This window comes from Dyella sp. (assembly GCF_036568765.1).
Lineage (GTDB): Bacteria > Pseudomonadota > Gammaproteobacteria > Xanthomonadales > Rhodanobacteraceae > GSA-30.
In genome coordinates this window covers 1-23,955 of record NZ_DATCRY010000295.1, presented here as the reverse complement: position 1 = coordinate 23,955, position 23,955 = coordinate 1, and the positions used below count along the sequence as shown (strand labels likewise).

Genomic DNA, 23,955 nt, shown 5'->3' with positions numbered 1-23,955 from the left:
GTGCCACCACGCGCGGCATCGCGCGCCAACCGTAGCGCCAGCCGAACACCGGCACGATCAGGATCAGCGCCGCCAGCAGCCACAGGCTGGCGTAGTGGCGATAGCGGCCGAACAACTCGGATACGCTGGCCGGCTTGTCGATCAGTTCCACGCCGGGCAGGCCTTGGGCGGCGGCGCGCAGCCGCGATGAATCGTCCTGGCCTTGCGGCACGACCAGCGCGCCATAGCCGTCCTTGCCGCCGTCCATCCACAAGTAGCGGAACGGCGTGGATAGCGGGAGCTTCAGCCATTCAGCCAGATTCAACGGGCGTCCCGGCCACGCATCGACATAACGCGCCGCGGCGTCCGCGCGGAAACCCGCTTGCTGCAATTGCGCCTTGAGGCGGTCGGGCGATGCAAACAGCGGTGCAAGCGCATCGTGCCCGGCTTGCTGGCGGGCCTGCAAGGGCAGCATGGTCGAGATGCTCAGCCAGCTTTGCAATTGACCGCGTTCGGTCAAGGCTTGCAGGCGTGCATCCAGCGCTTCGGCGCGCTGCAGTGTTTCTTCGACCGATGCGCCGTGCACGAGGTAGAACTGCGTGCCATTGCCCAGACCGGTGATCTGTCGGATATGTTGCTCCTGCGCCACGACATCGGTCGGTGGCGAAATCAGCAGATGGATATCGTCGTCGTGACCGAGCCGCCAGATACCGGGCAGGGCGATCAGCGCAAGCAGGACGAAGGCTGGCCAGCCCGCACGTGCAGCGAGCTTTTGCAGGCCGAGCGCTGTGGCAGTCGCCGAAGGCGCAAGAGGACGTGAGGGTTTCTGCAGCAGCGCAGGCAGCAACCAGAACACGCTCAGGCAGGCGGCGAGCATGCCCGCCATTGCGAACACCGCCATCTGCCGCAAAGCCGGAAACGGCATCAGGCCGAGCAGCGCGTAGCCGAGCAGCGAGGTGCCCAACGCCAGCCATAGTGCTGGCCGTACCTGTCGCGCGCCACGCGCAGCATCCCAGTCATTGCCAGTATTGGCGCGCGCGGCGAGGTATTGGATCGAATAATCCACCGCCTCGCCGAGCAGGGCCGCACCGAACACCAGGGTCAGCAGATGGATTTGTCCGAACAGCAGCAACGTCAGTGTGAGAGCGCTCACGACGCCGATCGCGGTGGACAGGAAAGCCAGCAGCAGCGGCCCCGGCGAGCGGAAGATCGCCAGCAACAGCAGGGCGATACCCAGCGTCGAGATCAAGCCGACCATGTGCATATCGCGCTCGGCATCGGCACGCGCGGAAGCCGCATAGAACAGCGCGCCGGCGCGCGACATGCGTACGCTGGGATACGACTTGTGCAATGTGTTTTCGGCCGCGTCCAGGGCGGCCAGCGTCGGGCGCTGCACGGCATCGTCGTAGGAGGAACCGCGCAATTCGGCGGTCACCAGCACATAGGTGCGGTCGTCGTCATGCGCGACCAGCAGATCGTCTTCCGGCAGCAGCGGCGAGCGGCTCCAGGGTTGCTGCTCGAGCCAGTGCTGCAACCAGCCGAAGGGATCGTCTTCGAGCTTCAGCCCGACGCCGGCAAGGAAAGGTTCGTTGAGGCGACGCGCCAATACCTGGGCCGGGTCATAGCCGGGTGCGCTCAAGGCCGCGCGGTCGGCCTCGGACAGCAGATAAAAGCGATGTGTCAAATACGGGGCGAGCAGGCGATCCAGATCGAACGGCGGCAAGGTCGCGGTGACCGTGCCGAAAGCCTTGCTCTGCTCCAGTGCCTGGCCGAGCGCACGCGCGGCGCCCTTGGCTGTCGCGTCGTCGGCATCTTCCACGAGCAGCACGATACGATCGCCGTTGGCGCGCGCCAGCTGCTCGACCGCCGCTTCGGCCATGGGGTGACGCTCGGTGGCCGGCAACATGGCCAGTAGATCGGTCTGGATCGGCGCGGTGCCACGACTGAACAGCAACCACGCGCAAAGCAGCACCACACCGAGCGCGGCGATGGCGAAACCGATGGCTCGACGCCGCAGCGACAGCGTTGTCATGGACTGCCGAGCGCGCGCTGTTCCAGCTGGCTCAGCGAACCGGCTTCACGCGTATGACTGAAACGGATCTGCGTGCGCTCGCCGCTTTGCAGAACGATATCGATGCCGTCGAGGAACGGTCCGCCCTCGAGCGCGATGCTCGTCAGCACGCGCGCCATGCGCGCCTGCTTGGGAGTGAAGCGCAGCGTCCATTGTCCGGGCGTGCCTTCGGCGTGTACGTCGAACTGGCGCAATGCTTCATCGGGCTTGCCGGCCAGCATGCCCTGCAGCATCTGCGATACCTGCGCCACGCCGCGGTCGCCGCTGCGCACGGTTTGCAGCCGGCCTTGCTCGTCCACGCGTGCTGTGCGCGACCCGGTCAGTGCCAGGGTTTCCTGGAAGGGATCCTGGGTTTGCCACAGCATGCCCTGGCCGACGACGAACAGCAGCTTGCCGCGGCTGATCTGCGGCGCGGCCAGGGCAGGGTTCTCGCGCCGCTGTTCGAAATCGGCGCGTACTTGCGGATGGCTCGCCAGTTGATCGAGCACGTTCTTGAGCAGGGCGGAGTCGGCGGCTTGCGCGTGCAAACCGACACATGCGCACAACAGGGCAAAAAGGGCGAATAGGCGGCGCATGCGTTACTCCTTGCGTTTTCGCCATAGCAGCCTGGGAGCGCGAGGCAGCATGCCCAGCAGCAGCCGAGTATGCATGGCCGAGATCCGGAGGTTATCGCGCAGCATGCGGAAATGCGAAAGCCCGTTTTCCGGATAGATCACGCGGGTAGTCAGGTTGCGTACGGGAACGCCGCGCCAGATCAGCCGTACGGCGATCTCCGTATCGAAATCCATGCGTGCCGGCGGCGCACGCCGGGCGATTTCCGCACAGGTTTCGTTCAGTGGATACAGCCGGTAACCGCACATCGAATCGCGCAACTGCAACGACAGCGTCTCGGCCCAGACGCAGACATGGGTGACGTAGCGCCCATACAGGCGTGCACGGGGCACGCTGTCGTCATAGATCGGCTGGCCGCAGACGAGCGCACGCGGATCGATACGTCCTTCGGCCAGGAAGCGCGGCGCATCGGCCGGGTCGTGCTGACCGTCCGCATCGATCTGCAACGCATGGCTGAAGCCGGCGCGCTGAGCGGTCAGCAGTCCGGTCGTCAAGGCGCGGCCCTTGCCCTGATTCTGCGGCAGGCGCAGCAGGGTGATGCGTTCTTCACGCGCGGAGAGTGCTTCGAGCACGGCTTGCGTCGCCATGTCGCTGCCGTCATCGACGATCGTCACCGGCAAGCCGTGCGCGAGCAGCGCGTCCACCGTCGCGACAATGGTGTCCTTGTGGTTGTAGATCGGGATCAGGGCACAGGGGCGAAAGGCCGCTGCGGACATGGCCGCAACCATGCCGGCGCTCAGCGGCTGAGCAAGGCGCGCACCGTAGCGACCACGTCGCTCACCGTACGCACGTTCTTGAAATCCTCGGGCTTGATGCGCATGCCGGTCATATCTTGCACCTGGATGGCCAGGTCGACGGCATCGATGCTGTCCAGTTCCAGGTCGGTGAACAGATGCGCGTCGGGCGTCACGCGTGCCGGATCGATTTCGAAGGTATCGCGCAGTACATCCTTGAGGCGCAGCAGGATGTCTTCGTCGCTGATGCCGGTGGCCATGATCGTGCTCATAAACTTCCCAACTCTGTCTGTACTCGTGCCATCCGTGTCCCGGAACCCGGCACAACGGCGTCCCCCGCGACACCTGGGCCGCTCGGCGCGTCGTAATTAATCGTCCGTATGACGGACGTCCCCTATATCCCTGATCCTGCGGTCATTTGTAGGTGTAAGCCTACAAAACGATGTTTCTGTGAGGATTTTAGCAGAGAAAGGGCGGGCTGCTAAGTATTCGAATCGTAAGAAAAAACGCCGGCAGGCCGGCGTTCTTTCGTTGCTTCCGTTCGGGTGTCTTACTGACCGCGCATGCGACCGGCAAAGCGTGGGGCGCCGTTGCCCATGTGCGGCAGTTTGATCTTGCCGATGGCGCCGATGCGCTCTTCGGCCAGGCGGTCGGCGGCCTTGTAGGTCGGTACGCTCTCGTTCTTGGAGATCTCGAAGATGCGGCCCAGGTTGTAGTAGATCGTCCGCATCATGCGCATGGCGCGCTCGCGGTTGTAGCCGTCGATCTCCAGCGACACATTCATCACGCCACCGGCGTTGACAGCGTAGTCGGGCGCATAGAGCACGCCGCGACGGGTCAGCTCGTCGCCGATCGCATCGGTAGCCAACTGGTTGTTTGCCGCACCGCAGATGATCTTGGCCTTGATGCGATCGATGGTCTGCTCGTTGAGCGTGCCGCCGAGCGCGCAGGGGGCGTAGACGTCGGCGTCGACGTCGTAGATTTCGTCCAGACCCACAGCTTCGCAGCCGAGCTCGTCCACGCAGCGCTGTACCGCATCCTTGTTGATGTCGGTGACGAATACCTTTGCGCCCTGCTCGCGCAGTAGCTTGATGAACTCGCTGCCGACGTGACCGGCGCCCTGCACGGCGTAGCTGTACTTGCCCACGTCTTCGTTGCCGTGCTTGACCTGCAGCGCGGCCATCAGGCCCTGCAGCGTACCGAATGCGGTGAACGGCGACGGGTCGCCCGAGCCGCCATGCACCTGGTGCACGCCGGTGACGTATTCGGTTTCACGGAACACGTATTCCATATCGTTGACGTCGATCCCGACGTCTTCGGCGGTGATGTAGCGACCGTTGAGCGAGTTGACGAAACGGCCGAATGCGCGGAACAGCGCTTCGGACTTGTCCTTGGACGGATCGCCGATGATCACCGCTTTGCCGCCACCCAGGTTCAGGCCGGCCACGGCGTTCTTGTACGTCATGCCGCGCGACAGGCGCAGCACGTCGTTGACCGCATCCTGCTCGGTCTTGTACGGCCACATGCGCAGGCCACCCAGTGCCGGTCCCAGCACCGTGTTGTGAATCGCGATGATCGCCTTCAAACCGGCGTCCTGGTTGTGGCAGAAGACAACCTCTTCGTGCCCGGTCTTGGCGATGGTTTCGAAGATCATTGGAACGTAAGACTCCACGGTTTTTCGGTGCCACGGGGATGGCACGCAGGATGGCGGCAGGGATCGAACACGTACGTCCCGACCGAAGGTAGGCCTGAAATTCAAAGCCCCGGCCATGGGCCAGGGCGTGAAGCAATCCGGTCAAGTTTAATACGTCGCGATGCGGAGTGCTTTCGCGGCGCAGCAAGAGCCCCTCCCTTCACCTCAACCCCTTGCCCCGGCAAAGCCAGGGAGAGGGAGCCTGACTGAGGTGCGTCCCGGTACTTCGCACTTGCGCGGACCGCTCCCTCTCCCCTGGCTTTGCCGGGGAGAGGATTGGGTGAGGAGAGCCCTTCAGCCCGCTACCCACACACCAGCGCGGAAATGCCAGCCATCGCGTCCATGTTCCCAATGCGGATGCACGTAGTGATACCCGCGCCGCTCGACTTCCCAATGCCCCGGCACGGCGACATAAACACGGCCATTCCAATGCCAGTAACCGCGTGCCCAGACATAGCCTTCCCGTCGAGCCGGCTCTACTTCCACGACCCGTACCGGCGGTGGCTCGGGAGCCACGACTTCTTCCACGTATTCGCGTTGCACGGGCTGTTCGACCACCACTTCACGCGGTGGATGGCGGTGCGGCGGCGGTTCGACCACGCAGCCGGAGATACAGAGGATCATCGCGGCGAGCGCGACAGTACGAGTCGTCATGAAATAGCCCTGCAGGAATGGTGGCCTTATTCAAGCCAATCAGGCTTGCGTCAACGTGTAGACGCAGCGTCGTATTTTCTTGCCTCGATGGGCGAGGGCGCCGCGCGAACCGCGGCGCCCTTTGTTTAGTGGTTTAGCGGCCCCAATAGCCGTCGCGGAAGCGCCAGCCATTGCCGTAGCGCACCCAGCCGGCAGGGCGATACACGTAGCCGGGACGCACGCGCTCCCAATGGCCTCCGATCCAGACATGGCCGACCCGCGGACCGCGCCAGACCCAGTAACCCGGCGCCCAGACCCAGCCATGGCGCGGCGGCGGAACGCGTTCGAAGCGCGGCGGGGGCGGGGCGACGCCCACTTGCACGATGACTTCGCGCGCAGCTGCCGGTGGTACGTAGGCGGCGCTGCCCAAAGCCAGACCGAGACCTGCGACGACAGCGAGCTTGCGAATAAGCGGGGTCATGGAAATCTCCTGATCTTTTTGGTGTAGACCGCCGGACGCGGTAGGCGAAAGAACGTGGGCTCCGGCCTGCTGTTGACGTGATTTCCTGAACTTGTTCAGGTTGGAGCGAGCTTTCACAGAACTTTCGTTCAGCTTGAAAAAGAACGAACGGTCGTGCTATTTTGAAGCTATGAGTCCGACTACGCCTACCGGTAAGCGCGCCACCACCCGTGAAACCATCCTTGAGCACGCCTACGATCTGGCGCGCAACGAAGGACTCGAGGGTCTTTCCATCGGACAACTCGCTCAGGACGTGGGCATGTCCAAGAGCGGGGTCTTCGCGCATTTCGGTGCCCGCGAAGAGCTTCAACTGGCCGTAATGCAGGCAGGCGAGCGCCGATTTGTCGACTTGGTGCTGCGCCCGGCGCTGGCCGAGCCGCGCGGCTTGCCGCGCCTGCGCGCGATGGTTGCGAACTGGCATGGCTGGGCACGCGAATACCAGAGCGGTTGTGTGCTGCTGACCGCGGTCGGCGAATACGACGGGCGCGAGGGGCCGCTGCGCGATGCGGTGCTGCGCCAGCAGACCGGCTGGCGCGACCAGTTGAAGCGCGCGATCGGCCAAGCCACCGAGCTTGGTCAGATCGATCCGGCCAGCGATGCCGATCAACTCGCTTTCGAGATCTACGCGCTGATGCTCGGCCTTCATCACGATGCCAGCCTGTTCGGCTTCGAGGAAGCGAGCCGACGCACCGATGCTGCTTTCGAGCGTCTCATTTCCAGCTACCGTCCCGCCGGGGGAGAACTGTCATGACTAAGGCAACGCGCGTGCGCAGTGGCACGTCAATGAATTTCAAGCTCGGTATGGTGCGTGCGGGCTTTGCCCTCGGCGGCTGCTTTGCGCCATCGCGCACCGTGCGCAGCGCGGCGCGCCTGTTTGCCACGCCATTGTCGAGCAGCCGCGCGCGTGCTCGTGCTGTCCAGACCGATGCAGAGATGCATCAAGACGCGCTGACGATCGACGGCAAGAACATCGCTGTGTACGTCTGGGGCGATCCATTGGCGCAGCCGTACGCGTTGCTTGCGCATGGCTGGTCGAGTTTCGGCCTGCGCTACCAGCCGTGGGTGGCCAGGTTGCGTGAGCTCGGTTATGCCGTCGTCACTTTCGACCAACCCGGTCATGGGCATAGCGAGGGCAAACAATGCACCCTGCCGGACTTTATTCGTACCATTCGCGCTATCGGGAAGCACTACGGTCACGCGGCGCTTGCCGTGGGACATTCGCTCGGTGGCGCGGCGCTCGCTCTGGCGCAGGATGAATGCTGGCATGCGCAACGCCTGATTCTGGTTGCGCCAGCGGCAGACATGATCGATGCCACCTCGCGTTTCTTCCGTTTCGTGCATCTCGGTCAGCATTTGCAGCGCCCGTTCCTGGGGCTGCTCGAGCGCCGCACGGGTGTGCCGGTAAACGAACTGCAGGTGCATGCGCATTTGCCCAAGCTCGGGCAGCAAGGCCTGGTGGTGCACGACTTGGACGACGACGAAGTGCCGTGGAGCGAAGGCGAGCGTTATGCGCGTTATTGGCCGCATGCGAGGCTGCTGACGACCGAAGGCCTGGGGCATCGCCGCGTGCTCGATGCGCCGCACGTGATCGATGCGGCAATGGCTTTTGTGCGCGGGGAAGAGGTCGGCGAACGCGTCGTGTCTTCGCCGAATCTGCCTTACGGCCTGTAGCGCCATGCTGTTCCCCGTTTACAGGGTGAACAGAGAGGAACGTGGCGCTGCTGCACTGCAACGTAAGCCGCAGGGCCAGCCCAGTTAGAATATCCGGCGCACACCGCAAGACGTCCCCGGAGTCCCCATGAGTTCCCCCGCCAAGCACGTCCCCGTCAACGCCGCGCAATCCGAAGCCACGCCGCTGCGCTTCGTGACCGCTGCCAGTCTGTTCGACGGGCACGATGCCGCGATCAATATCATGCGCCGCATCATTCAGTCGCAAGGCGCCGAAGTCATTCATCTGGGCCATAACCGCTCGGTGGAAGATGTGGTTCGTGCCGCATTGCAGGAAGATGCCGATGCCATCGCGCTGTCGTCCTACCAGGGCGGTCACGTCGAATATTTCAAGTACATGGTGGACATGCTCAAGGAGCGTGGCGCCCCGCATATCCGTGTGTTCGGCGGCGGTGGCGGCACCATCACGCCGGAAGAAATACGCGAGCTGCAAGCGTACGGCGTCGAGCGCATCTACCACCCCAACGATGGCATGAAGCTCGGCCTGACCGAGATGATCGAAGACGTCATGCATCGCGCCGGCGCCGCGGCTGCCAAGCACGCGCAGGAGCAGGGGCCGGCGAAGGTCGATGTCAAGGACGAGATCAGCATCGGGCACATGCTTTCGGCCATCGAAGAAGGCCGCTTGGGCGAGGCCGAGCTTGCGCATTTACGCAAGGAATGGTCGCTCGCCGGCAAGAACACCCCCGTGCTCGGCATGACCGGCACCGGCGGCGCCGGTAAATCCTCGGTCGTGGATGAACTGCTGCTGCGTTTCCTGCATGCCTTTCCGCAGATGCGCATCGCTGTGCTTGCCGTCGATCCGACGCGCCGCCGCAGTGGCGGTGCTTTGCTTGGCGATCGCATCCGCATGAATTCCCTGCGCAGCCCGCGCGTCTATATGCGTTCGATGGCTACGCGCCGGCAGCATGCGGCGACCAACGAAGTGCTGCACGACTGCATCGCGTTCCTGAAGAGCCAGCCCTATGACCTGGTGATCGTCGAGACCGCAGGTATCGGCCAGAGCGATTCGGAAATCGTCGACCTGGTCGATTTCCCTGTCTATGTGATGACCAGCGATTACGGCGCGGCCAGTCAGCTGGAAAAGATCGACATGCTCGATTTTGCCGAGCTGGTCGTGCTCAACAAGTTCGACAAGCGCGGTGCCGAAGACGCGTTGCGCGACGTGCGTAAGCAGTGGAAGCGCAACCGTACCGCTTTCGCGATGAAGGACGAAGAAGTACCGGTCTACCCGACCATCGCCAGCCAGTTCAACGACCCGGGCGTGACCTGGATGTTTGCCAACCTGTGCCGCCTGATGCGCGAGAAGCTTTCGCTGGCAGCCGAGCGCTGGTCGCCCGAACTGGATACCGCTCTTAAGGAGCCGCGCGCTACCGTGCTGATTCCGGGCAGTCGCGTTCGCTACCTCGCCGAGATTGCCGAACAGGGGCGCGGCATCAACACGGAAATCGAGCGCGAAGCGGAATTTGCGAGCAAGGCGCAGCATTACTACGAATCGCTCAAGGATCTGGGCGACGATAAGCTGCCACGCACGCTATCGCGCTATGCGCACGACGACGTCACGGAAAAGACAGCCTCCGTGGACCGTACATTGCTTGTCCTGCGCCAGCGCTACAACGAAGCGGTCAAGGAACTATCCAGCGAAGCGATCCATCTGTTGCGGGATTGGCCGGCGCTGTACAAGTCGGTCACCGACGAGGTCAACGAGTACAAGGTGCGCGACAAGGTCATTCGCGTCGATAACTACCGCGAATCGCTGAGCCATCAGAAGATTCCGAAAGTGGCACCGCCCAAGACCAAGGACTGGGGCGACCAGTTGCGCTTCCTGATGCGCGAGAACCTGCCGGGTCATTATCCCTATACCGGCGGCGTGTATCCGTATCGCCGCACCGGTGAGGATCCCACCCGTATGTTTGCGGGCGAGGGTACGCCCGAGCGCACCAATCGCCGCTTCCACTATCTGAGCCAGGGCGGCGCGGCTACACGCCTGTCTACCGCTTTCGACTCGGTCACGTTGTACGGCGAAGATCCGGCACCTCGCCCCGACATTTACGGCAAGATCGGCAACTCCGGCGTCAACGTCGCCACGCTCGACGACATGAAGAAGCTCTATTCGGGCTTCGACCTGAGCGCGCCGACCAGCTCGGTTTCCATGACCATCAACGGTCCGGCACCGATCATCCTGGCGATGTTCATGAATACCGCCATCGACCAGAACGTCGAAAAATACTTGAAGAGCGATCCGCAGCGTTGGGCCGATGCACAGCGCCGCATCGCCGAGCTTTGTCCCGCCGGCCAGCCGCGTTATTCCGGTGAGCTTCCCAAGGGCAATGACGGTCTTGGCTTGGGGCTGCTCGGCGTTTCCGGCGATCAGCTGATCGACGCCGAAACCTATGCACGCATCAAGGAAGAGACACTGCAAACCGTGCGTGGCACCGTGCAGGCGGACATTCTCAAAGAGGATCAGGCGCAGAACACCTGTATCTTCTCTACGGAATTCGCGCTACGCATGATGGGCGATATCCAGCAGTACTTCGTCGACCACAAGGTGCGCAACTTCTATTCGGTATCGATCTCTGGCTATCACATTGCCGAGGCCGGCGCGAATCCGATCAGCCAGCTGGCTTTCACGCTCAGCAATGGCTTCACCATCGTCGAGTACTACCTTGCCCGCGGCATGCACATCGACGATTTCGCGCCGAACCTCTCGTTCTTCTTCTCCAACGGCATGGATCCGGAATACACCGTGATCGGTCGCGTCGCCCGCCGCATCTGGGCGCGTGCGATGCGCGAGCGCTACAACGGCAGTGCGCGCAGCCAGATGATGAAGTACCACATCCAGACCTCCGGTCGTTCGCTGCACGCGCAGGAGATTCAGTTCAACGATATCCGCACCACCTTGCAGGCGCTCTATGCGCTGTTCGACAACTGCAACAGCCTGCACACCAACGCCTATGACGAGGCCATCACGACGCCGACCGAGGAAAGCGTGCGCCGTGCGGTGGCGATCCAGCTGATCATCAACCGCGAGCTGGGCCTGAACTTCAACGAGAACCCCTGGCAGGGCAGCTACATCGTCGACGCGCTGACCGATCTGGTCGAAGAAGCCGTGTACAAGGAATTCGAAGCGATCAGCGAGCGCGGTGGCGTGCTCGGTGCGATGGATACCATGTACCAGCGCGGCAAGATCCAGGAAGAATCGATGTACTACGAGCAGAAGAAGCACGATGGCAGTCTTCCGCTGATCGGCGTCAATACCTTCCTGCCCAAGGACCACGGCGGCGAGATCGCTACCGAGATCGAGCTGATTCGTTCGACCGAGGAGGAGAAGGGGCAGCAGATCGACAACGTGCAGGCGTTCGGCAAAGCACGTAACAGCATGGCCGCCGATAGCCTGAAGATCTTGCAGAACACGGCGCGCGAACGCCGGAATGTGTTCGAGCAACTGGTGGAGGCGGTGAAGTACAACTCGCTGGGTCAGATCAGCCACGCTTTGTACGACGTCGGTGGCGAATACCGCCGCAATATGTAATCAGCTGCAGTAATGACTCGAAAAGAGGCCGCGTGAAGCGGCCTTTTTTTGGACAAAGAATTAGCGTTTCGTAATATATTGCGATTGGCTCGCCTATCTCTGTGGGAGTGATTTCAGTCGCGACAAGGGCTTGCCATGGAGCGTGATTGTCGCGGCTAAAGTCGCTCCCACAAAAGGATGAACACTTGTCGTAAATTCTTGCGTGGCGTATCTCTTTTGGACGTCTTTATCGGCTCTTGAACCCAGGCGTATAAGAAACGCCAGCAGGGGAATCCAATCACGCGCGACCGCACTGTCGCCCGTATGAGAGCCCGCTATGAATAGCCGAACGATGCCGGTTATCGACATGGATTGGGATGCCTTCGATCCTTGGCGCATTCAAGGTTTCAAGCACGCGCTGACAGAACATCCGTTGCTGCAATCGGAACAACTGGTGGAGCTGGGAAAGCGCTGCCGCGGCACGCCGCGCTGGTATGCATTCAACAGTAACGTCACCGCTGGGACCGACTTCGATGAAGCGGGGCAGCTGTTTCCAACGGCACAATCGGCCGTCGATTCGCTCCGCGATATCGGCAAGGCCAATGCATGGGTGCTGCTGCGTCATATCCAGGCCGATCCGCTTTATCGCGAACTCGTCGACGATGTGATCGATTCGGTTCGGCCGTATGTCGAGCGGAAGGATCACGGAGTGTATTACCGGGCTGGCTGGATCTTCAATGCCTCGCCGAATACCGCCACACCCTTCCATATCGATCGAAGCCACGTATGGCTCATGCAGATTCGCGGCACCAAGACCGTCTACGTATGGGATCCGAACGACATCGAAGTCGTCAGCGACCGTGCACGCGACAGTTTCCATATGAGCCACGATCTGAGTCGCGCTCGTTGGAGCGAGGCGTTCCGCAGCCGCGCTCATGTATTCCGGCTGGCGCCTGGCATGGGCGTCTATATGCCTCTTACCAGCCCCCACATGGTCGAGACAAGCAACGAAGCGTCCACCACCATCAGCTTCACCTACAACACCGATGCCACGCGACGGAACGCCAAAGTGCATGTGATGCGGGAGATGCTGCAGCGATGGGGCATGAAGCCGCCTGCGTTTGGCAAAAACCACATCTTCGATCATGCAGCACTCGCTGCTGCCTCAGCCATCATTGTGTGCCACGGTCCCGGCGGACATCCGCCCGCATGCCCGTCGCTATTGCACAGGACGACCTACGCCGTGGCAGATTGACGACGCGATAAGTCGGTAAATCCTTGGACTATTCATTGTTGAAAGATGTTGCAAAAAAATCATTGTAAGTGCTCGAAATAAGAATAGTTCGAATAAGTTTTAAATATCACGCAGTGGGTTGATTAATGGCTGTCTATTGATCATTCTGTTTCCGGGTCGACTCACAAGCTGCGCCGGTAGTACAGATCGCTCTGCTGCAAGTGAGCAATCAGGCTCATCGGTTGGGACGCCGGTGAGCGGTGGGATACAAGGACGCGTGCCGCGTCGATGCTGCGTCCGTTCGACATTCACGTTATTCGGGAGAGGAATCCGTGTTCGAAACAGGGATGTGTATGGCGCGTCGCCGCCTGTTCGCTGCTGTGCTGATGAGCATTCCAGGTCTTTCAGAGGCCCAGAACGTGTCGCCAGAGGATGAGCTGAAACAGAAGATCAAAATTATCGAAGAGATTCAGCCACTCGGTGAAAATCCGTTTGGAGAAAAAATAAGCCTGTACAGCGGCGCGCTTTCTTTTATCCAGACGGATGTAAGCCTTTCCGGGCAAGGCCCCCTACTGGAGATTACCCGCTCATTCAAAATCCCCGACTTGTCGCTAAGCCAGTTCTATCAGGAAACTGCCATCAACGCGCTGGTCGACTGGTCGCTGAATATTCCTCATATCGAGACACTTTCCGCCCCCAGCTACTGGCAAGGTTCGACGCGTGGACAATGGACATTTATCGACGATCAGCGCCGATGCTCCGGCTTTGGTCCTGCGCCACATATAGCCGTACCGACCAAGCCAGGCCAGGAGCCGGTGGATTGGGAGCCGGAAGCCTGGTGGCATGGCTATCAACTGGTGACCGCTGACGGCGAAAGCCAGGATCTTCTCTGGCGCTCGGCGTCGAACACGCAAGCCCCGCAGATGGGTATGCCGTTTCCCATCGTCACTCGGCAATTCTGGTCCATCGGTTGTCTTGGTCAGACGGCCAACGGTCACCCGGGCGAAGGATTTTTGGCGGTCGACCCCAACGGCAACAAGTATTGGTTCGATTGGCTGACTTATCGTGAAGCGCCGACCATGGCCAGGGCTGGTGGCGGTGCGCTGGTGCGGCGCAAGGCGCTGATGATGGTGTCGCGCATCGAGGATAGGTTCGGCAATCACCTGCGTTATAGCTACGATGCCCAGGGCAACCTGATTGGTATCGAGGGAAGCGACGGCCGCAAGGTAAGTCTGGCCTATGAGAGCTGGCAACGCTCTCACGCCGATGGGGTTGCGGCGCCATCGGCATTCCGGCTCAGTACGGTGACCGTCCAGCCGGGTTCGGTGGCGCAGCGTGTATGGCGCTACGGCTATAGCGCCGATCCCATGGTGCCGCGTCTCAATACCGTCCATCAGCCGGATCAGTCGGCATGGTCGTTCGATCTGGGGGCGTTCCAGTCGCCTGGCAAGGATTCGCTGCTGATCTATACGACGGGTTGTGCGGCGGTCTGGCACGAGTCTGGCCAGGCAACATCCGGTCGCATGACGCACCCCTCAGGACTGAGCGGTACTTTCACGGTGCAGAGCCTGCTAAGGGGGCGGTCTTATACGCCCGATGCCTGCGTGAATGTGGGTGCATCGGGCAAGCGTACGTTTACGCCGCCTTACTACGGCGTCGCGGCCATCGTGCGAAGGGAATATTCAGGTAGCGGCATCGGGCAACAGACGTGGAGCTATAGCTATTCGCCACACCATGGCAGCGCCATAGAGCAATGTGGCGGCGGCTGCGCAGATACCGTCTGGACGGATGTTGTCGACCCCAGCGGCGCGGCCGCTCGCTATACCTTTAGCAACCGCTTCGACGCCACGGAAAGCCTGCTGTTGCGCACCGATCAGTTCAAAGGCGGCATCGGTTCGGAGGCGTTACGTAGCGAGACATACACTTATGCCGCCTCGACCGGTGGCCCGTGGCCGGAATCGCTCGGGCGAAGCGAGCAGAATTACCTCAACGCCATGCAGATGACATCCTTGTCGCCAATGCGGCAGCGCGTCATCCGTCAGGAGGGCGACGATTACGTCTGGTTGGCCGATTCCTTCGATGCGTTTGCACGCCCTGTCCAGACCAGGCGTTACAGCACTATCGCGGGCCAGGCTATCCTGCATGAGCGCCAAACCCTTCTGGATGACTACTCCCGCTGGGTACTTGGGTTACCTGTGCAGTCAGACAACCTGACGACAGGCGAGACGGTCAGTCGTAACGAGTACAACGCCGCGAACATGACGCTCGCGCGGCGGTGGTCTTTCGGTAAGCCTGTCATGAGTTACACGTTCGACGAGCAAGGACAGCTGTCCAGCTTTACCGATGGTAATGGCCGTACGACGGGACTTGGCGATTACCGGCGCGGTACGCCACAAGTCATCAGCTATCCGGATGGAACGTCGCAGCGCTTGTCTATCGACGAGTTCGGTCAGATCGGCACCATCACCGATCAGGCCGGTGCGACGACGACGTACAGCTATGATGGCATGGGGCGGCTGGCCGCGATTCATTACCCTACGGGCGACGACGTTGCCTGGGCTACCAAGAACATCGCCTACGAATTCATAGGCAGCGATCGCGGTATTGCCGGTAGCCATTGGCGTAGAACGATCTGGCACGGCGACAAGAAGGACGTCAGTCACTTCGATGCGATGTTGCGTCCCATACTGAATACCACATCGCGTGCCGATGGCACCCTGGCGATCTCTTCGCGTACGGACTACGACTGGAGAGGGCGTACGGCTTTCCAGTCCTATCCCGTCGATGGCGTGCCCGATCATGCCGTAATCGGCGGCGGCACGCGCACCGAATTTGACGCCCTGGGGCGTGCCGTTCTCCAACGGCAGACCTCCGAGCACGGCGATCTGATCACCCGCAATGAATACTTGCAGGGTGCGCGCCGGCTTACGCAAGATCCCAAGGGGCATGTCACCACGACGGCGTACCAGGTATTCGACCAGCCGTCCCTCGATACGGTGGTAGCGGTAAGTGCACCGGAGGGCATCGAACAACAGATAGAGCGTGACCTCCACGGTCATCCGCTGTCGATCCGACAATCCGGCGATAAAGCTATCGTCAAGACGTTGATCTATGACGCTCACAAGCAGTTGTGCCGTAGTGTCGAGCCCGAATCGGGTAGCGTGGTACAAGCGCATGACGCGGCAGGCAACATAGCCTGGCGTGCTGAAGGGCTATCTATCGAAGGCGGAGACTGCGGACAGGACAAGGTTGCCGACGCGGCCAAAACCCATTTCAGCTATGACGCCATGAATCGCGTAACGTCGATAGCGTATCCTGCGGGTACGTCTGCCGATCTGTTTACCTACGATGCGGCCGGTCGTACCGAAACGACAACATCGGGCACGGCCCAATGGACCTACCGATACAACAAGCGCGGCCTGCCCACGGCCGAAGTGCTGACCGTCGATGGTTATCAATGGGTGTTTGGTTATGGTTACGATGCGCACGCCAGCCTCTCCACTGTGCTGTATCCCAGTAACAAGGTCGTCGAGTACGCGCCCGATGCCTTGGGTCGCCCAACACAAGCCGGTACATATGCGCGGGATATCGCCTATCTGCCGCAGGGCATCGTGCAGTACATGCGCCTGGGATCCGGCATCGAGTATCTGGTGCAATCCAATGCGCGAGGATTGCCGAACCATTTCAGCTACAACAAGGTAGCTGCACCCCAGGTAGCCGAAGACCTGGCCTATGACGTCAACGCCAACATCACGCAAGTCATCGATTTCAATGGTCGGCGTTCCCGTAATCTGGGCTATGACGCACTCAACCGGCTGACTACGGCGAGCGCGCCGGGTCTGTGGGGTAACGAAACCTATGCGTATGACGCGTACAACAATCTGATCGGCATCGGTGGCGACCGCAGCACGAGCTATCACTACGATACCAATCATCGTCTTGCCTCGATTACGCGTGGCGCGGTCGATCATCGCTTCCGCTACGACGAGCGTGGCAACCTGATCGAGAAGAACGGTATATCGCTGTCGTTCGATCAGGCCAACCGCCTGACTCGCATCGAAGGTTTCGCTGGCTACGCCTATGACGCGGCCGGTCGGCGCGTGAAGAAGCAAACCGAGCAGGGGCGTACGGTGTACTACGCCTACGGCCAAAACGGGCGGCTGATGTATCGGTACGATCCGGCCACCTTGATGGGCACGGACTATGTGTATCTGGGTAAGCAGCTCATCGCCAGCCGTGAAGGCTCTGTGTCGCAGGTCGTGGGTCATGTAGCTAACGTCACGGGCGGCAGCGGGGCTTATGTGCTCAATGGATGGGCGTGTTCGGTAGGCTTGCCACAGTCGATCAGCGTGCAGGTATATACAGGGGGTGGCGCCGGTATTGGTGTCGAATTAGGAACTTTCGCCGCCAACCAGGCTAGCGAAGAGACTGTTGCTGCCCAATGCAAAACCCATGGAACCACCTACCGCTATGCGATTCCAGTCAAGTCTGAGTGGATCGCGCAATATCCTGGCGCTGCATTGTTTGTCCATGGGATTTCCCCCGTGGGAAATGAGCATCGGCTGCTTGCCGGCTCTGGGCAAGTCCACCTGCCCGGCGAGGAACGAGTGCCCGAGCCGCCGGCATCCATCAGCGTACCCGGAGGCAGTACTGGCAGCGTGACGATCTCTTGGCCACATGGGTTCGACACTACCGGCTACATGCTAGAGCAAAGCATGGATGGCGGCGACTGGTTGCCGATCTATAGCGGACAAGCCCTCAGTTGGACCGCATTGCTGGCGGTTACAGGCAGCTATGTTTATCGCGTCAAGGGCTGTAACGCGATGGGGTGCGGTACATATCGGCAGAGTCAGGCGGTTGCGGTGACGATCGTACCCACTATCGCACCGGCGGTGAGTGCGCCGGGCACGAGCAGTAACGGCAGCTACACCGTGGCATGGCAAGGCATTCATGGTGCGGCTACCTACATTCTGCAAGAGCAGGTCAACGGCGGCGGCTGGAATACCGTGCAAGCAAATGGGGCAGGCAGTTGGGGTGCCGGCGACCGGCCCACGGCAACCTATGGTTATCGCGTGCAAGCCTGCAATGCCGCCGGTTGTGGGCCTTGGAGCGGTACGCACAATGTAGTCGTCACACGCATTCCGCCAGCGCCAGCGGTAACGCAGCCGGCCAGCGGCCAGATACAAGCCCAGCGATTCCCATACATCCTGCCTGTCTCATGGCAATCCTCTGCAGGTGCGACGCTGTATCAGGTGCGCTTCGATAGTACGAACCATGCATGCGATACCGCAGCCAACGCATGCAATTTCTCGATTACCAGGGCAGGAGACTACGTGATCAGGGTGCAAGCCTGTAACGGCAGCGGTTGTTCGCCGGCCACACAAAAGATAGTGACGATCTTCAAGCGCGGAGACGTGCCCATCTAAAGCGCGCAATGGCTCGCCGCCGCCGGGTGCGACGGGTCCCCCAATAACGGGTAACTCCCTGGAGACACAAAGCATGGATCGCACCGATCGGCATTCAACACAACCACCAAGAGCCACGGACAACCTCGGTCCCCATCGTCGCCCCGGCGAATGCCGGGGCCCAGCGCCTCTGGCTCGCTGCGACGCAAGGCACTGGATCCCGGCGTTCGCCGGGATGACAAGTAGGAAAGGGGGCGCCCGAGGTTCGCTGCTGTGGCAGCTGCTAGCCATTCCGCTGTTGTGGTTGACCCTGCAGGTCGGCTTGGCAAGCCCTGCACATGCCCAGGAAAAGATCACCTACTACTACACGGACTTCCAAGGCACCGTCCTTGCCGAGACCGACGATCAGGGCAACATCGCCAAGGAGTACGACTACCGCCCCTACGGCGAACAAGTCCTAGGTGAACCCGCGAATGGTCCAGGCTACACGGGCCACGTCAACGATGCCGACACCGATCTGCTGTACATGCAGGCGCGGTACTACGACCCGTTGGTGGGACGGTTTCTGTCGGTCGATCCGAAGGCGCCGGAACCGGGCAACCTGTTCGGGTTCAATCGGTATGCATACGCGAATAACAGCCCGCTGAACTTTGTCGACCCCGACGGCCGAGAGGCGGGGTACACCTATCTCGCCAATGGCGGGATGAGTATCTCGTACATGCACCGGGAATTTCATCCGGCAATTGTGCAAGGTACATCGCTGGCGTTGGATCAGGTGCCGATCGCCGGAAGCATCAAAGGTATTGTCGAAGCCGGTATCGAGCCTACCCCGTCCAATGTACTGGGTGCGGCGATCGGCATCGTCCCTGGCGGTGGTGCACTAAAAGGGGCAGTCAAAGCTGGTAGTAAAGCGGTAAAAGAAAAGGCCATCGTTGCTGTTGCCGAGTCGTCCAATGCGGCCAGGCGAGAATCCATGCGCAAGGCAGGCATACCGACAAGCCAGTCTCCGGTTTCGACTTCAAAAAACGATTCGGGCTTCGAGTATTCCTATGATGTACCTAAAGAAGGAGGTGGGACAAAGCGAATGTCGGTGCAACAGCAGACGATGGATCGCAGTCATCCCGGGGAAAATCATTGGGAAGCGGGACGCGTTAAGGTGGATGACAATGGGCAGGTTATGCAAAACGCTTACGGGCGGCCTGCGTTGAAGAATCTAGGAAAAGTCAAGGTGGATTACTGAAGATGGATGAGAGAAAGCGCCGCATTATGCAGCTGGCAAATATGAAGTCATACCTTCATGGCTTGAGCCAGTTTATTGGTAGAGAAGTATTGGTTGGCGAACTGGTGAGTTTGAGAGAAACGGATGTGTTGATGGAAAAGAATAGGTCATCTTATTTTCATGGGAAATCGCGATACGAAATCGCTTACGATGATGATAGTCGCGAAAAGATCAAGATTTTTTTGCACGAAATGTCTCGTTTGAACTCGTCGAAAATTCTTGTTTGGATGGAGAAAACTGATGTGTGCGGAGCACTCTTCGTGGAATCCATGCTTCAGATAGCGTTTGATTTTGATAATGTAATAAAAAAAGATGATGTTGTGGTATTGATTTGCGAGGATATGAAAGATAAGGTCATGTTAGATTTTGATTTGTCGGATAGCTCTGCGCCATTGCTTCGGCTGAATATTTTTGGGTCGTCTTGGTCGCTTTGTAAATATCCTGGCATAAAGATGCTATGAACTACTTGCTCCCATTCTGACGAAGTCATGCACTCGCCGCTCGATATTCCTACTGATGTTGTCGAGCATGCCTCGGCGCACGCTGAGTTTCCTGGAAGGCATTGCGAGATTTGCGCTGGTGGAAAAGCCATCGCCTCGCAGGATTTCGAAGCGGCGGTCGAATCCAGGCTATGTGGCGTCGGGTTGAGAGGCCATCGGGCGAAGTGTGCGTCAGTGTTTCTTTCCATCCAGAATGTCTGGCGGCTGCTTCGTGCGATCTTGCGACAAGAGGAGTGTCTGGTGGCGCTCGCGGGAATAAGCTTAAATGCTGTTCGCCGATTTTGGCGCCGATGGATATTTCGGGGGGCGATGATTTTGCGGGGTTGCTTATCGCGACAGAGGGGCTTTCTGCACACAACAGGTGCCATGGCGCTCGCTGTTGTCATATCGCTGATGCTTGCCGCTATGCCGGTGTGGGCAAAAACACGCTCGGAGGAAACGCTTGATTTTGCTACCGGTATCCGCATCGAAATTTCCGGTTTCACTTACGCCGGAAGCTTCATGTCTCCACGCTTTATTTTTGTGCCGCGCCCTCGGCGCGAAATGGCGTCGGTGTCGTCGTCGTTGGATAGGCCAGTGGCCGACGAAGAGGCGGCACTTATGCAGATGCGCGCTGCGTTGATGAACGGTGTGAAGGAGGGTGCTGCGCAGCCCGCTGGTACTACGAGTTGTCCCCAGGGTGACGAATACTTCCAGCAGCTGTTCTGGATGATATACAGCGACGGCCTGGCTGTGACGTACGACCAGCAGCGCACTCGGCAGATTTCGATATTTCATGTCGACCGCGCCTGGTTGAAAACACACGGGGTCGTGGCCGACCCGACTTTAACGGCCAGGGAGGGCGCGAAGGTCGGTATCGATCGTATACATCGTGCAGGAAAAGCCTTGGCGATGGCGATCGATCGACCTTGTATCAGCGAGGAGGATTTGCGCTCGTTCATTGGACCCGATGCGGTGCGCGTCGTGCTTCGCCGCACGCCACCCGCACCTCCCGCACCGCCGATGCCGCCGAGTCCGAATCCACCGCCGCCTCCACCGCCGTATTGGCCGGCCGATGCGGGCGGGAGGTAAAGACGGTTTGCTTTTAATGGGGTTGGCTTTTCCCGGCGGGTTGCCCCCTCACCCAAACCTCTCCAGGGCGAAGCTAGGGGAGGGCCTGGCAGGGGCGAGTCTCAGTACTTTGCGCTTGCGTGGATCGCTCTCTCCTGGCTGGGGGTGACGCGGTAGCGCTGCAAAGCCTGTCAGGGTGGCTATCTGGATTGGCCTTCGGCAATAACGGCCAAAAAGCGCTTTATTGTTCGAAATATATTGCGATTTTCGAATCTACTTGCCGCCGAATGGATGCGTCTTTACGATGCACGGAGATTGGACGTTACGTGGTTTCGGGGGGAATCATGCTTTTCAAGCGAATCGCCATGCTGGCGACCGGCAGCATCATGCTGTGTGCCTGTGGCGTACAGCGGGAAAATATCAAGGATACGAGCAGCATTCCTAGCGGAAGTGGGGTTCTGCTGTCGCATATCGTACTGGTGCAGACTAATTATTGGGTGGCGCATAAGCCACTTGAATTGGGGATCATCAAGAATGGAGGTGCATTCGCATCGGTGATTTATCCGGTGGATAAGAGTTCGACCTATGCTGTCACCGTGCTTCCGGCTGGGCATTATTCATGGAAGGGCATGCACATCGATGGCGTGCAATCAAGCACTCTGACGCCCACATTCGGTGACCGTCATGCCGATCTCGAAGGGCTTTTGCCTTTTGAGGTCAGAGCAGGTCAAGTCAATTATATCGGTGACATTGTCATCAATATCGATTGGTCTGCGTATCGATATCGGCTGCAGATTGCGGACAGGACCGATTGGGCCAAGTCCTTTATGAATGTGCTCTACCCCAAGCTGCTGGCTAGCTACCCATTCGTGACGAACTTGACCAAGGACGAGCGATGAGTCTGGTTCGGGCCATCGGACTGGCATCCTGTGTCGCGATGCTTGGTGTCGTCACAGCGTGCCAGTCCGTGCAGTACACACGGCTCAATGCGGCAGGAAGCAATGATGCCAGGCTAACTGCCTATAGCGATGCAACGATGGATGCGGAAGGTCGTTCGTTGTCCTTCCAGAGTGTCGATGACGATAATTTACATAGCTATCCCAGCACGAAGGTGCTGTATCTGACGCCCGGAGAGCACCGGATTGGTGTGTTTTACAAGCACAAAGGCTTGGAAATGTCCCCAGTGTTCAAGATGACGCTGGAGAGCGGCCATTACTTGTTGCACGAGAACGGGATGGGTAGCGGCCCGAAGTTCTGGCTGGTGCGTGAAGAGGATGGGCGGCCCGTGCCGATGCGGCGAGTCGATTGAGCCGGGGTTATGTCCCCGCATCGGCATGGTGCAGCGTGTTCGATCGCCGTAGACGCCACTTCAAGTTGACACCCAGCGTACCGAGCACAATCAAGGCCAATCCTGCCCACTGCACCGCTACCAGGCGATTGCCGTAGACCAGGTAATCCAGCAGCAACGTTACCAACGGGTAGACGAACGCAATGACCGCGATCGTCACTACTCGCAGGCGTGGATAGGAAGTGTAGAAGAGCACGTACACCACGCCACTATGGATGACACCGAGACCTATCAGCCACATCCAATGCACGCCAGCATGAAACACACCGGTGCTGCTGAAACCGGCGAGCATCGCTACACCGATCCAGCATTGAATCGCTACCAACGCGAATGGACGCTCACGCCCGATGCTTCGCGAGATCATCAGCGAGGCGCCGCACAGCAACGCGGCCAGCAGGGTCATGCCGATGCCGATCAGGTAAGTGGTGTTGGCGGTGTGCCATAGGTGCATAGGATCTGCCGAGCAGGCCACGCCAAGAAAGCCTGCCAGTGTCCATCCCAGATCGGCCGGATGTGTACGCTCGCCTTGCACCAGCGCGGCCAGGATCAGCATCACGAAGGGGAAGAAGTGATAGACCAGAGTGGCGACGCCGATGGAGGAACGCTCCATGCCGGCAAACAAGGCGACCCAGTTGAGCACAAGCAGCACACCGCTGACGACGGCGCCGCGCAGGAAGGCGCCGTCGTCGAGCAGGCCGCGGAAATAGCCACGCGCGCAGCCGAGCACGAGCATGAACAAACCACCGAACAGGCAACGGTAGAACACGGCCGTCACGGCATCCTGGCCGCTTTCATGCACGAAGACGCCGACCGAACCGATCAGGAGTTCGGCGATCAGGAGTTGCAGCACCGCCGAGCGTGGGTTGCCGTGGCCGGATAGCGGGGACATGGGGACAGGTCTAGAGAGAGAGTTACGTCCAGGGTAGGCCGGTTGCGGCAAGCAATACAGAATCAGATAGAATCGAAATAGACCAGTACAGATGAGGCAGCCATGCTGCTTTACGAGCGCCTTGCCGGTGAATTACGTACGCAGATCGCGCAAGGCGTGCTGCGCGCAGGGGAGCGATTGCCCTCGATCCGGCAACTGGCCAGCGGGCACGGCGTCAGTGCGGCCACCGCGGTCCAGGCGTGCCTGCAGTTGGAGCGGGAAGGGCTGGCCGTGGCGCGTCCTCGCTCGGGGTATTTCGTTCGTGCGGCGGCGCCGCAGCTTCCGGTGAGTCGCGCGCCGCGGCGGCGTGCGCCAGGAAAGGTGACGAATCCGGCCTTGCAGGATGTGCTCGATATGCTGGCGCGCAGCGATCTGTTGCCACTGCACAGTGCGACGCCGGCAGCCGAACTGCTGCCGCAAGCGGCGCTTACTGGTTCTCTGGCTCGCTGCCTGAGGCGGTCGACGGAAGCCACGCTGGACTACGCACCGCCGCAGGGTCATGCCGCGTTGCGGCGACAAATTGCATTGCGGTATGCGCAACTCGGGGTGGCCGTCGCGCCCGACGAGATCGTGCTTACCGCCGGTGCCATGGAGGCGATCAACCTGGCGTTGCGCACGGTAACTGTGCCGGGTGACATCGTGGTCGTCGAAGCGCCGACCTACCACGGTATCCTGCAGGCGGTGGCGGACCTGCAGCTGAAGGTCCTGGAAGTGCCGAACCTGCCGGGGA

The 23,955-nt window shown here is 60.3% G+C and carries 19 protein-coding genes; 11 read left to right on the top strand and 8 right to left on the bottom strand.

Annotated features, from left to right (window positions below):
• From VIM98_RS18665 to VIM98_RS18635, 7 genes are all read right to left on the bottom strand, one after another.
• The coding region (locus VIM98_RS18665) for an MMPL family transporter (RefSeq protein WP_331994609.1) at positions 1-2,011 on the bottom strand (2,011 nt) is incomplete at its 3' end.
• A complete protein-coding gene (locus VIM98_RS18660) occupies positions 2,008-2,625 on the bottom strand; it encodes an outer membrane lipoprotein carrier protein LolA (protein ID WP_331994608.1) in 618 nt (205 codons plus the stop codon). The genes VIM98_RS18665 and VIM98_RS18660, both read right to left, overlap by 4 nt.
• A gap of 3 nt (positions 2,626-2,628) precedes the next feature.
• A complete protein-coding gene (locus VIM98_RS18655; RefSeq protein WP_331994607.1) occupies positions 2,629-3,378 on the bottom strand; it encodes a glycosyltransferase family 2 protein in 750 nt (249 codons plus the stop codon).
• Positions 3,379-3,398: 20 nt separating this feature from the next.
• Positions 3,399-3,668, bottom strand: coding sequence for an acyl carrier protein (locus VIM98_RS18650; RefSeq protein WP_331994606.1), 270 nt, complete (start codon positions 3,666-3,668; stop codon positions 3,399-3,401).
• A gap of 278 nt (positions 3,669-3,946) precedes the next feature.
• The gene (locus VIM98_RS18645; protein WP_331994605.1) at positions 3,947-5,050 is read right to left on the bottom strand and encodes a Glu/Leu/Phe/Val dehydrogenase dimerization domain-containing protein; all 1,104 of its coding nucleotides are present in this window, start codon (positions 5,048-5,050) and stop codon (positions 3,947-3,949) included.
• A 333-nt stretch (positions 5,051-5,383) separates the two neighbouring features.
• Positions 5,384-5,743, bottom strand: coding sequence for a hypothetical protein (locus VIM98_RS18640; RefSeq protein WP_331994604.1), 360 nt, complete (start codon positions 5,741-5,743; stop codon positions 5,384-5,386).
• Positions 5,744-5,876: 133 nt separating this feature from the next.
• Positions 5,877-6,203 (bottom strand): hypothetical protein, encoded by a 327-nt coding sequence (locus VIM98_RS18635; protein ID WP_331994603.1) that lies wholly within the window; start codon positions 6,201-6,203, stop codon positions 5,877-5,879.
• A gap of 169 nt (positions 6,204-6,372) precedes the next feature.
• Between VIM98_RS18635 and VIM98_RS18630 the strand changes: the two genes are divergently transcribed.
• The 10 genes from VIM98_RS18630 (at position 6,373) to VIM98_RS18585 (ending at position 22,258) form a co-directional block, all read left to right on the top strand.
• Positions 6,373-6,993: a TetR/AcrR family transcriptional regulator gene (locus tag VIM98_RS18630; protein ID WP_331994602.1), complete on the top strand. Its 621-nt coding sequence runs from the start codon at positions 6,373-6,375 to the stop codon at positions 6,991-6,993.
• Positions 6,990-7,913, top strand: coding sequence for an alpha/beta hydrolase (locus VIM98_RS18625; RefSeq protein WP_331994601.1), 924 nt, complete (start codon positions 6,990-6,992; stop codon positions 7,911-7,913). Before VIM98_RS18630 ends, VIM98_RS18625 begins: the two co-directional genes overlap by 4 nt.
• Positions 7,914-8,040: 127 nt before the next feature.
• Positions 8,041-11,502, top strand: a complete 3,462-nt coding sequence (locus VIM98_RS18620) for a methylmalonyl-CoA mutase family protein (RefSeq protein ID WP_331994600.1) — start codon at positions 8,041-8,043, stop codon at positions 11,500-11,502.
• Between the two features lie 316 nt (positions 11,503-11,818).
• Positions 11,819-12,736 carry a cupin-like domain-containing protein gene (locus VIM98_RS18615; RefSeq protein WP_331994599.1) on the top strand — a complete coding sequence of 306 codons (918 nt, stop codon included), beginning with the start codon at positions 11,819-11,821 and terminating at the stop codon, positions 12,734-12,736.
• 332 nt (positions 12,737-13,068) lie between these two features.
• Positions 13,069-18,141, top strand: a complete 5,073-nt coding sequence (locus VIM98_RS18610; RefSeq protein WP_331994598.1) for a chitinase N-terminal domain-containing protein — start codon at positions 13,069-13,071, stop codon at positions 18,139-18,141.
• Positions 18,142-18,214: 73 nt separating this feature from the next.
• Positions 18,215-19,360 carry an RHS repeat-associated core domain-containing protein gene (locus VIM98_RS18605; protein ID WP_331994597.1) on the top strand — a complete coding sequence of 382 codons (1,146 nt, stop codon included), beginning with the start codon at positions 18,215-18,217 and terminating at the stop codon, positions 19,358-19,360.
• Between the two features lie 2 nt (positions 19,361-19,362).
• Positions 19,363-19,860, top strand: coding sequence for a hypothetical protein (locus VIM98_RS18600; RefSeq protein ID WP_331994596.1), 498 nt, complete (start codon positions 19,363-19,365; stop codon positions 19,858-19,860).
• Positions 19,861-19,887: 27 nt separating this feature from the next.
• Positions 19,888-20,970 carry a hypothetical protein gene (locus VIM98_RS18595; RefSeq protein WP_331994595.1) on the top strand — a complete coding sequence of 361 codons (1,083 nt, stop codon included), beginning with the start codon at positions 19,888-19,890 and terminating at the stop codon, positions 20,968-20,970.
• Between the two features lie 119 nt (positions 20,971-21,089).
• Positions 21,090-21,848 carry a hypothetical protein gene (locus VIM98_RS18590; protein ID WP_331994594.1) on the top strand — a complete coding sequence of 253 codons (759 nt, stop codon included), beginning with the start codon at positions 21,090-21,092 and terminating at the stop codon, positions 21,846-21,848.
• Complete coding sequence (locus VIM98_RS18585; protein WP_331994593.1) at positions 21,845-22,258, top strand: hypothetical protein; 414 nt, start codon at positions 21,845-21,847, stop codon at positions 22,256-22,258. The genes VIM98_RS18590 and VIM98_RS18585 overlap by 4 nt, the downstream gene beginning before the upstream one ends.
• Before the next feature lie 7 nt (positions 22,259-22,265).
• Here the strand turns inward: VIM98_RS18585 and VIM98_RS18580 are convergent, their stop codons facing one another.
• On the bottom strand, positions 22,266-23,186 hold the full coding sequence (locus VIM98_RS18580) for a DMT family transporter (RefSeq protein WP_331994592.1): 921 nt from the start codon (positions 23,184-23,186) through the stop codon (positions 22,266-22,268).
• Positions 23,187-23,288: 102 nt separating this feature from the next.
• Here VIM98_RS18580 and VIM98_RS18575 point away from each other — a divergent pair.
• Positions 23,289-23,955: PLP-dependent aminotransferase family protein (locus VIM98_RS18575; protein ID WP_331994591.1), on the top strand; the 667-nt coding region annotated here is incomplete at its 3' end.

Excerpts from the sequence above, each read along its gene's own strand:
- VIM98_RS18610 (WP_331994598.1), top strand. The coding sequence starts at position 13,069 with ATGGCGCGTCGCCGCCTGTTCGCTGCTGTGCTGATGAGCATTCCAGGT.
- VIM98_RS18625 (WP_331994601.1), top strand. The coding sequence starts at position 6,990 with ATGACTAAGGCAACGCGCGTGCGCAGTGGCACGTCAATGAATTTCAAG.
- VIM98_RS18580 (WP_331994592.1), bottom strand. The coding sequence starts at position 23,186 with ATGTCCCCGCTATCCGGCCACGGCAACCCACGCTCGGCGGTGCTGCAA.
- VIM98_RS18645 (WP_331994605.1), bottom strand. The coding sequence starts at position 5,050 with ATGATCTTCGAAACCATCGCCAAGACCGGGCACGAAGAGGTTGTCTTC.
- VIM98_RS18650 (WP_331994606.1), bottom strand. The coding sequence starts at position 3,668 with ATGAGCACGATCATGGCCACCGGCATCAGCGACGAAGACATCCTGCTG.
- VIM98_RS18585 (WP_331994593.1), top strand. The coding sequence starts at position 21,845 with ATGAGTCTGGTTCGGGCCATCGGACTGGCATCCTGTGTCGCGATGCTT.
- VIM98_RS18630 (WP_331994602.1), top strand. The coding sequence starts at position 6,373 with ATGAGTCCGACTACGCCTACCGGTAAGCGCGCCACCACCCGTGAAACC.
- VIM98_RS18655 (WP_331994607.1), bottom strand. The coding sequence starts at position 3,378 with ATGTCCGCAGCGGCCTTTCGCCCCTGTGCCCTGATCCCGATCTACAAC.
- VIM98_RS18635 (WP_331994603.1), bottom strand. The coding sequence starts at position 6,203 with ATGACCCCGCTTATTCGCAAGCTCGCTGTCGTCGCAGGTCTCGGTCTG.
- VIM98_RS18640 (WP_331994604.1), bottom strand. The coding sequence starts at position 5,743 with ATGACGACTCGTACTGTCGCGCTCGCCGCGATGATCCTCTGTATCTCC.
- VIM98_RS18620 (WP_331994600.1), top strand. The coding sequence starts at position 8,041 with ATGAGTTCCCCCGCCAAGCACGTCCCCGTCAACGCCGCGCAATCCGAA.
- VIM98_RS18600 (WP_331994596.1), top strand. The coding sequence starts at position 19,363 with ATGGATGAGAGAAAGCGCCGCATTATGCAGCTGGCAAATATGAAGTCA.
- VIM98_RS18660 (WP_331994608.1), bottom strand. The coding sequence starts at position 2,625 with ATGCGCCGCCTATTCGCCCTTTTTGCCCTGTTGTGCGCATGTGTCGGT.
- VIM98_RS18615 (WP_331994599.1), top strand. The coding sequence starts at position 11,819 with ATGAATAGCCGAACGATGCCGGTTATCGACATGGATTGGGATGCCTTC.
- VIM98_RS18595 (WP_331994595.1), top strand. The coding sequence starts at position 19,888 with ATGCACTCGCCGCTCGATATTCCTACTGATGTTGTCGAGCATGCCTCG.
- VIM98_RS18605 (WP_331994597.1), top strand. The coding sequence starts at position 18,215 with ATGGATCGCACCGATCGGCATTCAACACAACCACCAAGAGCCACGGAC.